Annotated in this window: 10 protein-coding genes; all 10 read right to left on the minus strand. The window is 37.8% G+C overall.

Annotation, left to right across the window (positions count from 1 at the left end):
- Positions 1-344: 344 nt before the first annotated feature.
- The 10 genes from rpsU to lepA all read right to left on the minus strand — a co-directional run bounded on the left by rpsU (position 345) and on the right by lepA (position 11,059).
- Positions 345-518, minus strand: a complete 174-nt coding sequence (gene rpsU, locus AC1DOS_RS13520; RefSeq protein ID WP_016426884.1) for a 30S ribosomal protein S21 — start codon at positions 516-518, stop codon at positions 345-347.
- 101 nt (positions 519-619) lie between these two features.
- Positions 620-1,291 (minus strand): deoxyribose-phosphate aldolase, encoded by a 672-nt coding sequence (deoC, locus tag AC1DOS_RS13525; protein WP_477537926.1) that lies wholly within the window; start codon positions 1,289-1,291, stop codon positions 620-622.
- Positions 1,292-1,423: 132 nt separating this feature from the next.
- Entirely contained in the window at positions 1,424-2,161 is a 738-nt protein-coding gene (locus AC1DOS_RS13530) for a 16S rRNA (uracil(1498)-N(3))-methyltransferase (RefSeq protein ID WP_477537927.1), read from the minus strand.
- A 7-nt stretch (positions 2,162-2,168) separates the two neighbouring features.
- The gene (gene prmA / locus AC1DOS_RS13535) at positions 2,169-3,116 is read right to left on the minus strand and encodes a 50S ribosomal protein L11 methyltransferase (protein ID WP_108586201.1); all 948 of its coding nucleotides are present in this window, start codon (positions 3,114-3,116) and stop codon (positions 2,169-2,171) included.
- A gap of 13 nt (positions 3,117-3,129) precedes the next feature.
- Positions 3,130-4,245 (minus strand): molecular chaperone DnaJ, encoded by a 1,116-nt coding sequence (gene dnaJ, locus AC1DOS_RS13540; RefSeq protein ID WP_108586200.1) that lies wholly within the window; start codon positions 4,243-4,245, stop codon positions 3,130-3,132.
- 225 nt (positions 4,246-4,470) lie between these two features.
- Complete coding sequence (dnaK, locus tag AC1DOS_RS13545) at positions 4,471-6,306, minus strand: molecular chaperone DnaK (RefSeq protein ID WP_477537928.1); 1,836 nt, start codon at positions 6,304-6,306, stop codon at positions 4,471-4,473.
- A gap of 36 nt (positions 6,307-6,342) precedes the next feature.
- The gene (grpE, locus tag AC1DOS_RS13550) at positions 6,343-6,915 is read right to left on the minus strand and encodes a nucleotide exchange factor GrpE (protein WP_477537929.1); all 573 of its coding nucleotides are present in this window, start codon (positions 6,913-6,915) and stop codon (positions 6,343-6,345) included.
- A 17-nt stretch (positions 6,916-6,932) separates the two neighbouring features.
- Entirely contained in the window at positions 6,933-7,967 is a 1,035-nt protein-coding gene (hrcA, locus tag AC1DOS_RS13555) for a heat-inducible transcriptional repressor HrcA (protein ID WP_477537930.1), read from the minus strand.
- Between the two features lie 93 nt (positions 7,968-8,060).
- Positions 8,061-9,200 (minus strand): radical SAM family heme chaperone HemW, encoded by a 1,140-nt coding sequence (gene hemW, locus AC1DOS_RS13560; protein ID WP_477537931.1) that lies wholly within the window; start codon positions 9,198-9,200, stop codon positions 8,061-8,063.
- Between the two features lie 71 nt (positions 9,201-9,271).
- Positions 9,272-11,059 (minus strand): translation elongation factor 4, encoded by a 1,788-nt coding sequence (gene lepA, locus AC1DOS_RS13565; protein ID WP_477537932.1) that lies wholly within the window; start codon positions 11,057-11,059, stop codon positions 9,272-9,274.
- Between the last annotated feature and the right edge of the window lie 4 nt (positions 11,060-11,063).

Raw genomic sequence — 11,063 nt, forward strand, 5'->3', positions numbered from 1 at the left:
GTGTTAGGTTTTCGACCATTCACATGATGTTTCCGACCACTTATTATCGTTTTGCGACCACTCACACTCTATTTCCGCCCATTCAGAGTTTTTATTCATCTTTAGATGATATTCAACCCTTCATTCTACATCTCTATTATTCAAATAAAATAAAATAAGCCAAGAAATCAATAGATTTCTCGGCTTACATATTAGCTTACTTTAGTCATCAAGTAGTACGTGTTATGAACGTAGGGATTAAAGGAATTGATCACTAACGTTTACGCGCATCTTCTGATTTCTTGTTACGCTTTACGCTTGGTTACCATGAAAATCGCGATTCAAGCCATCGTAAAGTTGGAAAATTAGAATTTACGCTTACGCGCAGCTTCTGATTTCTTTTTACGTTTTACACTTGGTTTTTCATAAAACTCGCGTTTTCTTACCTCTTGTATTGTTCCACTTTTAGAAACAGTACGTTTGAAGCGGCGAAGAGCATCTTCAAGCGATTCGTTTTTGCGAACGACAGTTTTTGACATCTCTTTTTCCCTCCCTCCGAACACACGTCGTACATAACCTAGTGTTATGTACTCCAAAATTATATCGTATCATATCATTTTGGTCAATACATATTCAATAATTAATAGTCTGAATTAGAAGTTAAGCCTTGCATGATTTGAACGCCAGAGCTTGCACCGATTCTAGTAGCTCCTGCTTCGATCATTTTTTGAACATCTTCTAAGCTACGAACGCCTCCAGATGCTTTCACACCTAGGTCCAGTCCTACTACTTCACGCATTAATGCAACGTCTTCAAATGTTGCTCCACCGGTTGAAAACCCAGTTGAAGTTTTCACGAAATCTGCTCCAGCATCTTTAGAAAGTTGGCTTGCTACTTTAATTTCTTCTTTTGATAACAAACAATTTTCTAAAATAACTTTTACGATTGCTTTTCCTTTTGCAGCATTTACCACTGCTTCAAGGTCGCGTTTAACTAAATCAAGGTCTTGAGATTTCAAAGCCCCTACATTTAATACCATGTCGATTTCACCAGCGCCATTGTTGATTGCATCTGTTGTTTCAAATGCTTTCGTCTCAGGAGTAGATGCACCAAGTGGGAAACCAATAACTGTACATACTTTGACAGGAGTTCCTGTTAATAGTTCAGCAGAGGTTTTTACCCATGTTGGATTTACACAGACAGATGCAAATGAATATTCTTTAGCTTCTGCACATAATTTTTCAACTTGCTCTTTTGTAGCATCTTGTTTTAATAATGTATGATCGATCATTGACGCAATATTTGTAGTCAAATGGTGTCACCCTTTCGGAAGTTGTCCGTACCTCTTCATTTTACCATGATTCACGTATCATTTCATTAAAAAAGTCCAGTACATTAAGAATGCACTGGATTGATTACCATTATACTTTGCAGAATAAATCTGTTATTCAAATTGATAAGAAATTGCAGAAAGTACATAGAGTGGTGCCGTCTCCGCTCTCAGTATTCTTGGTCCTAGAGAAATAGTATGAAAACCATGATTTATTAAGGCATCTATTTCTTTTCGTGATAGACCGCCTTCTGGACCGAAAATGACAAGAATGGATTGTTTATCATCTATTTTAGATAATGTTTCTACAAACCGAGTTCTTTTTTCTAGTTTTGCATCTTCTTCATCAGCCACAAACAAAACATCGTAATTTGTTGACTGCTTAAGTAACTCTTTAAAAGATAAAATATTATGGATGGTTGGTACAACATTTCGATGTGATTGCTCAGCAGCTTCTTTGGCAATTTTTTGCAAGCGTTGTTGTTTTTTGCTCCCTTTTTGGGCATCCCATTTCACAATGGAGCGTTCTGCTTCAAAAAGGATCAATTCATGCATGCCAAGCTCTGTTGCTTTTTGAGTAATCAAATCTAGTTTTTCACCTTTAGGCAATCCACAACAAATTGTTACCTTTTTCGGCAATTCATTGGAACGTAAAAAATCAGATGATTTTTTTATGCGAACATCTTGGCCAATAAAATCCTCAATAATTGCCTCAAAAGCTTGACCTTCAGTCACAGCAATAATCGAGTTGCCAATTTGCATGCGCATCACTTTTTGAATGTGTTTGGCGTCATCACCTGAAATTACTGAAATTCCGTCAATAAATGGTTGAGGAATAAAATATCTTTGCATTGTTATTTTATTCCTTTTCCGGTTTTTTCGAAAGTATGGTAACCCAGTCTTCCATCATCATTACTTCTACAATGACAAATCCAGCAGCTTCAAGGGATTGCTTAACATCCTCTTTTTTCGCTCCGATGATACCAGAGGTGATATACATTCCGCCTTCTTTTACTACTTGGAATGCATCGTTTGTAAATGACATAATTATTTCAGCTAGTATGTTTGCTACCACGACGTCAGATTGTTGTTCAACAGTATCTAGCAAATTGCCATGAACAACATTAGCAACCTGCTGGACTTTATTTAATTTGACATTAATTTTTGCTGAACGCACTGCTACTTCGTCTAAATCAAGTGCATGCACATGTTTAGCGCCGAGTAATGCAGCTCCAATAGCCAAAACACCTGATCCAGTTCCAACGTCAGTTACATAGTCGCCTGATTTGACTGTCTTTTCAAGTGCTTGTAAACACATTACTGTCGTAGGATGAGTCCCTGTTCCAAACGCCATTCCCGGATCAAGTTCAATAATTAGTTCATCGGTTGAAACTGGTTCATAGGTTTCCCAAGTAGGAACGATTGTAAAACGTTCTGAAATTTTTACTGGGTGATAATATTTCTTCCACGCAGTCGCCCATTCTTCTTCATTTACTTCACTAATCATCACTTCGTTTTCACCTACGTTGATACCATAGTTGCTAAGGTTGTTGATCGCGAGCTTCACTTCTTCCACGGTTTCACCTAAAAAACTACTAACAGGTAAATAAGCTTTAAGAATAACTCCTTCAGCTGGGAAGTCATTAGGATTTAATGCATAAATTTCACCAAACATATCTTGACGTTCGCGTGCAAATTCCATTGAATCCTCAATAACCACACCACTTGCTCCTGCTTCGTGCAAAACATTCGAAACTGCTTCTACTGCTTCATGTGTCGTATGAATAGATAGCTCTGACCATTTCACCTGCGTCAACTCCTTAATCACCTTTGATTGTGCGTTTAATTTTATCAAATAATGAACTACCTTGTTCTTCCGGAATATCGCCACTTATTTCAGCAAAATCTCGCAGTAGTTGTTTTTGTTTTTCTGTTAGTTTAGATGGTGTCATGACTTTTACTACTACATGTTGATCACCCATGCCGTATCCATGAACATTTTTTACGCCTTTTCCTTTTAAACGGAAAGTCGTTCCAGATTGAGTACCCGCTGGAATTTTTAACTTCACTTTACCATTAACAGTTGGTACTTCAACTTCATCCCCTAAAGATGCTTGCGGGAAAGTTAATTTCAGTTCGAAATAAATGTCATCTCCATCACGTTCAAAGCGATCATGTGGTTTTACGCGGAATACAACATATAAGTCACCGGAAGGTCCGCCATTTTTACCTGGTTCCCCTTGTCCTGTAACGCGTAATTGTTGCCCGTCATCCACACCTGCTGGAATCGTAACCTTAATCTTTTTGCGTTTTGTGACTTTACCTTGCCCATGGCAAGTACCACATTTTACTTTAATGATTTTCCCTGAACCTTGGCAATGATGACAAGCTCGGCGATTAACCATCCGGCCAAACGGAGTATCTTGTGTCACGTTTAGTTGTCCTGTCCCTTGACAGTGATGACATGTTTCAGGTGTAGTACCAGGTTTGGCACCGTTTCCTTTACATGTTTCACATGTTTCATCTCTTGGAATTTCGATCTCTGTTTCTTTACCAAATACAGCTTCTTCGAAATCAATCGTCATTGAATATTGAAGATCTTCACCTTTACGCGGTGCATTCGGGTCACGTCTGCGAGACCCTCCACCGCCAAAGAATGAACTAAAGATATCATCAAATCCAAAACCATCAGCTCCGCCGCCACCAAATCCTTGATTCGGATTAGCATGACCAAATTGATCATATTGTGATTTCTTTTGATCATCGCTTAAGATTTCATATGCTTCTGCAATTTCTTTAAATTTATCAACTGCATCCGCTTCTTTATTAATATCGGGATGGAATTGTTTTGACAATTTACGATACGCTTTTTTTATTTCTTCTTTGGAAGCACTTTTCGTTAGTCCAAGTACCTCATAATAATCTCTTTTATTCATCCGTCACACTCCTGCTCAAACTTTCAATTAAGTCGACAACTAGATTAGTTGCAACGATTCGGGTAATTAGCCATTGTTTTTGATTTTGATGTTGTTCTCACTGCGAGCGTTAAATACACGATACGTTATATTGTAACACGCAGTTATCTTCAATGCCAAAGACATTGAAAAAGCCAAAGCTGGAAGTCCAGGCTTTGACTTTTCGGTTGTCTTAGTTAGTACAAATTACTTCTCTTTATTTTCGTCGTCTTTAACTTCTTCAAATTCAGCATCTACAACGCCATCATCTGTTTTTGAACCTTCAGAACCTTCAGCTCCCTGAGCTTCTGCTGCTGCTTGTTCGTACATTTTCATCGTCAAAGCTTGCACGATTTCGTTTAATTTGTCTTTTTTCGTACGAATGTCTTCTAAGTTACCTGCTTCAAGTGCTGCTGATAGCTCAGCTTTAGCATCTTCAGCTTGTTTTTGCTCTTCTTCAGTAACTTTGCCTTCAAGATCTTTTAATGTTTTTTCAGTCATGAAGACCATTTGATCAGCTTCATTTTTCAATTCAGCTTCTTCTTTACGAGCTTTGTCTGCGTCCGCGTTAGCTTCTGCTTCTTTTACCATACGATCAATTTCTTCATCAGTTAAAGCTGTGTTCGATTGAATCGTGATATTTTGTTCTTTTTGTGTTCCTAAATCTTTTGCCTTAACTGTTACAATACCATTTTTATCAATATCAAATGTTACTTCAATTTGAGGAACACCGCGTTGTGCTGGCGGGATATCCGCTAATTGGAAGCGACCTAATGTTTTGTTATCTGCTGACATTGGACGTTCTCCTTGAAGAACGTGAATGTCTACAGCTGGTTGGTTATCTGCAGCTGTTGAAAATGTTTGAGATTTAGACGTCGGAATAGTCGTGTTACGTTCGATTAACTTTGTAAACACGTTACCCATCGTTTCAATACCAAGTGAAAGTGGAGTCACGTCAAGAAGAACTACGTCTTTAACATCCCCAGTTAATACGCCACCTTGTACTGCTGCACCCATTGCTACTACTTCATCAGGGTTAACACCACGATGTGCGTCTTTACCAGTTTCTTTTTTGATAGCTTCTTGTACAGCTGGTATACGGGTAGATCCACCAACTAAAATAACTTTGTCGATTTGTGCAGGTGTTAAATTTGCATCTTTTAATGCTTGGCGAGTAGGTACCATAGTACGTTCAACTAAAGAAGACGTTAATTCATCAAATTTCGTGCGGCTTAAAGTAATCTCTAAGTGAAGGGGACCTGATTCACCAGCAGTGATAAATGGTAGTGAAACTTGAGTTGAAGTTACACCTGAAAGGTCTTTTTTCGCTTTTTCAGCAGCATCTTTCAAACGTTGCATTGCCATTTTATCTTTAGATAAATCAATACCATTATCTTTTTTGAATTCAGTTACTAAATAATCCATTAGTAATTGGTCAAAGTCATCTCCACCAAGACGGTTATCGCCGGCAGTTGATTTAACTTCAAATACACCATCACCAAGTTCTAAGATCGATACGTCAAACGTACCGCCACCAAGGTCATAAACTAAGATTGTTTGGTCTTGATCCATTTTGTCTAAACCGTATGCAAGAGCAGCAGCTGTTGGTTCGTTGATGATACGTTCAACTTCAAGACCTGCAATACGACCAGCGTCTTTTGTTGCTTGACGTTCAGCATCGTTGAAGTAAGCAGGAACAGTGATAACAGCTCTTGTTACTTTTTCACCTAAGTAATCTTCAGCATACCCTTTTAAATATTGAAGAATCATAGCAGAAACTTCTTGTGGTGTGTATTCTTTATCTTCAGCTTTTACTTTATGGTCTGTACCCATATGACGTTTAACCGATTGAATCGTGTTTGGGTTTGTAATTGATTGACGCTTAGCTACTTCCCCTACTTGACGTTCGCCATTTTTAAACGCTACAACAGATGGTGTTGTGCGATTACCTTCTGGATTTGGAATTACTTTTGGTTCTCCACCTTCAAGAACTGCTACACATGAATTTGTTGTTCCTAAGTCAATACCGATAATTTTACTCATTCTATAATTTCCTCCTAATATGTTTGAAAGTTTATATTATTCGTTTACTTTAACCATTGAAGGTCGAAGTACACGATCTTTGTATTTGTATCCTTTTTGTAACTCTTGTAAAACCATACCAGATTCTTTTGTGCCGTCTGTTTCCGTCATAACTGCTTGATGAAGATTCGGATCAAACAATACATCGTTTGCTTCAATCACTTGCAAACCTTCTCTTTCGGTTGCTTCCACAAGTGTTTTGTAAACCATTTCTAAACCTTTACGAAGAGATTGAGATTCTTCAGACACTGTTTCAACTTGCATAGCACGCTCAAAATTGTCGAGTACTGGTAATAAATTTGACAGCAAGTTTTGTGCTTTATATTTATCCGCCGCTTCACGGTCTAAATGCGTTCTGCGTTTAAAGTTTTCATAATCAGCACGCATGCGCAAATGACGGTTTGTTTCTTCATCTAATTGTTGTTGTAGTAATTCAAGTTCACTTGGTTCTTCTGTGCCCGTTTCAACATTGATTTCTTCAATGGAAGAGCTATCTTGTTCTTCGTTAAGTGTTGCAGTTTCTTGGTTTTCGTTGCTTACAACAGTTTCTTTTTCTTCAGATTGCGACAAATTTATTTCCTCCTTCTTTATCGTGAACCACGCAAAATCCGTGTTAACTCACGAGACAAATCGCCACTCATTAAATCTAATAAAGTGACTACTCGTCGATAATCCATTCTAGTTGGTCCGATTATAGCAATTGAACCCATTTGTTCTTCCCCAATTGTATAGGACGCTGTAATAACACTACAGTCTCCCATTTCCAGAAGGGTATTTTCAGAACCAATGCGAATATGGATACCCGCTTGATTCGGTGAAAACAACGTTGAAATTTGGTTTGCTTGATCCATCATCGTTATTAAACCCCGCGCTTTTTGCAAGTCTTTAAATTCAGGATGATGAAGCAGTTTGGATTTGCCGCCATAGAATACTTTTTCTTCTTGAGGACTTGTAATGGCTGCCCCAAAAGAAGACATGAGTTCGCCGTATCGACCAATATGCTGTTTTAATAAAGCGGCCGTTTCTTTCTCAAGAGCACGTTGAAGATCATGTAAGTGGACGCCGGTCAGCTGTTCATTTAAAATGTTAACCATTTTCTCAATATCAGATGCCGTTAACCCGTGTGGTAATTGAAATAATCGATTTTCAACATGACCAGAGTCTGTAATGATGATGGCTACTGCCGAATCATTCGACAATGGCACAATCGAAAATCGTTTGACTCGATGCTTACGCACATCTGGCCCAAGCAAAATCGAAGTGTAACTCGTTAAATCGGACAAAATTTTGGCCGTTTTTTGAATAACTTGCTCAGTTTCTGTAATACGTTCTTGGAAAACTGATTGAATTTGTAGCATGTCATCGGATGAAGCAAGTTGAGGTGTAAGTAAATGGTCAACATAAAATCGGTATCCTTTTTCAGACGGAATTCGACCTGACGACGTATGCGTTTTTTCCAAATAACCCATTTCTTCTAAATCAGCCATTTCATTTCGAATGGTAGCCGGACTAAATGGAACTTCCTCTTTTTTAGAAAGTTGCCGTGATCCCACAGGCTGAGCAGTTTGAATAAAATCATCTACTGTTACTTGTAGAATAAGCAATTGTCGGTTCGTTAACATATTTATCACCTCTGTTAGCACTCATCACTTGCGAGTGCTAATACTATACATAAATTATCAAATCCATGGGCAAAAGTCAACGAATACGATTAGTTAATCAATTAAAAAAGATTGGAAAATTTCATTCCCAATAAATCTGCCTCTTTTTGTTAAAGCAACGGCATCATTAGTAGTGTGCATATAACCATTCTGCATATACTTAGAAAGTACTTGTCCATAAACATTTTCTATGGATTCACCAAATTTTTCTTTAAAATGATGCTTGTCAACTCCAGCTACTTTTCTTAAGCCAAGGAACATTTCTTCCTCCATGCTTTCTTTTGCGGTAACTATGTGAGTTGAATTAATCGGAAATTCTTCAGCTGTAACTGTGTCCATATACTTTTTAATTGGCCCAATATTTGCATAGCGATTTCCTTTTGCATAGCCGTGAGCACCAGCACCAAATCCCGCATATGAGACATTGTCCCAATACAAGTTATTGTGCTTTGAATGGAACCCTGGCTGCGCAAAATTACTAATTTCATATTGATGAATGCCTTTAGATTCCATTGACGTCATTAATACTTCGTACATCTCAGCTTCTAAATCTTCTCCAGGCAAAATCAATTTGCCTTTTGTCATTAAATTATAAAACACCGTTTTTGGCTCTACTATTAAAGAATAGGCAGAGTAATGGGGCAAATTCAGCTCTAAAGCTTTTTCTAATGTATGTTTCCACTGATCCATCGTTTGACTCGGCAACCCGTACATTAAGTCGATACTAATATTCGTAAATCCTACATCTTTTGCCATTTGAATCGTGTTGTAAACATGTTCATTTGAATGAGTACGTCCTAAACGATTTAAAATGTCTTCATCAAAACTTTGAACACCTAAACTTAAGCGATTTATTCCATTGTTTTTCATCACGACTAATTTTTCATAAGTTAATTCGTCAGGATTCGCTTCACTCGTAAATTCTTGAAGATGGAATTGGGGAATATATTGCTTAATAAGCTCAAATAAACGTTGTAATTGTGGAGCACTTAGTGCAGTAGGTGTACCTCCACCTAGAAAAATGGTTTCAATATGTAAGTGATCACGATACTTTTCAACAAACATTTTCATTTCCAACCCTAATGTTTCAATATACGCGTCCACGGGTTGATTTTTAAAAAACACTTTATTGAAATCGCAGTAATGACAAATTTGATGACAAAAAGGAATGTGAATATATGCTCCTTTAATCATTGGTTGTATTCCTTCTTTCTTATAGAAAAAGGAGGCCAACTAGTAGCCCCCTTACCTCAACTATATAATTCTCAATCTTCGTCCATTTTCAAGACAGCCATAAATGCTTCTTGAGGAACTTCAACTGATCCTACTTGTTTCATTCGTTTCTTACCTTCTTTTTGCTTATCAAGAAGTTTACGTTTACGTGAAATATCTCCACCGTAACATTTAGCAAGAACGTTTTTACGAATTGCACTTATTGTTGAACGAGCAACAATTTTTTGACCTATGGCCGCTTGGATTGGCACCTCAAACTGTTGTCTTGGAATTAGTTTCTTTAATTTCTCAACAATAATTTTTCCGCGCTCATAAGCAAAGTCATTATGCACGATGAAGCTTAAAGCATCCACTTGTTCTGCGTTTAACAAGATATCCATTTTCACAAGTTTGGAAGGTTTGTATCCGATTAACTCATAATCAAATGAAGCATACCCTTTAGTACCTGACTTCAATTGATCAAAGAAATCATAAACTACTTCTGAAAGAGGAATTTCATAAATGATACTTACTCGCGTTTTATCAATGTAATCCATCGTCATGAAATTGCCGCGTTTCTTTTGACAAAGTTCCATCACGACGCCTACGTAATCGTTCGGTACCATAATTGTAGATTTAACATATGGTTCTTCAATGCGATCAATTTTTTGTGGGTCAGGCATCATAGATGGGTTGTCCACTTTTTTAATGTGACCGTCAGTCATATGAACATCGTAAATAACACTTGGTGCTGTTGTTATTAAGTCGATATTAAATTCGCGCTCCAAACGTTCCTGGATGATTTCCATATGAAGAAGTCCTAAGAATCCACATCGGTAACCAAAACCAAGTGCTTGAGAAGATTCAGGCTCAAATTGTAAAGCCGCATCATTTAATTCAAGCTTTTCAAGTGCATCTCGCAAGTCATTGTATTTTGATGTATCAATTGGGTATAAACCACAGTAAACCATTGGATTTAATCGTCGATATCCAGGTAAAGATTCTGTTGCAGGATTTGCCACACTAGTGATTGTATCACCAACACGTGTATCCCCAACATTTTTAATTGCCGCAGTTAAGAACCCTACGTCTCCGACTGTTAATTCATCACGAAGAGTCGTTTTCGGTGTAAATACACCCGCTTCAATAACTTCGAATTCCTTACCGGTAGCCATCATGAGGATTTTGTCACCAGGACGAACCGTTCCTTCCATTACACGGATATAAGCAACCACTCCGCGGTATGGATCATAAAGGGAATCAAAAATAAGTGCTTTTAAAGGCGCTTCTGGATCACCAGTTGGTGCAGGTACTTTTTCAACAATCTGTTCTAAGATATCTTCGATACCAATCCCAGATTTAGCTGATGCTAGTACGGCTTCTGAAGCATCTAAACCGATGACTTCTTCAATTTCTGCACGAACACGTTCTGGATCAGCTGCAGGTAAATCAATTTTATTAATGACTGGTAAAATTTCTAACTCATTGTCTAAAGCTAAATAAACGTTGGCTAGTGTTTGTGCTTCGATACCTTGGGCAGCATCAACAACTAGAATAGCCCCTTCACAAGCGGCCAAACTTCTAGATACTTCATACGTAAAATCGACGTGTCCAGGTGTATCAATTAAATGCAACGTATAATCTTCGCCATCTTTTGCTCTATAAATCAATTGAACGGCATTTAACTTAATGGTAATTCCGCGTTCACGTTCTAAATCCATTGAATCGAGAAGTTGTGCTTTCATTTCTCTTGAAGTCAATGCTTTCGTTTGTTCTAATATACGATCGGCTAAAGTTGATTTACCGTGATCGATATGGGCAATAATTGAAAAATTCCTAATATTC

Source organism: Paenisporosarcina sp. P5_A11 (genome assembly GCF_056400705.1).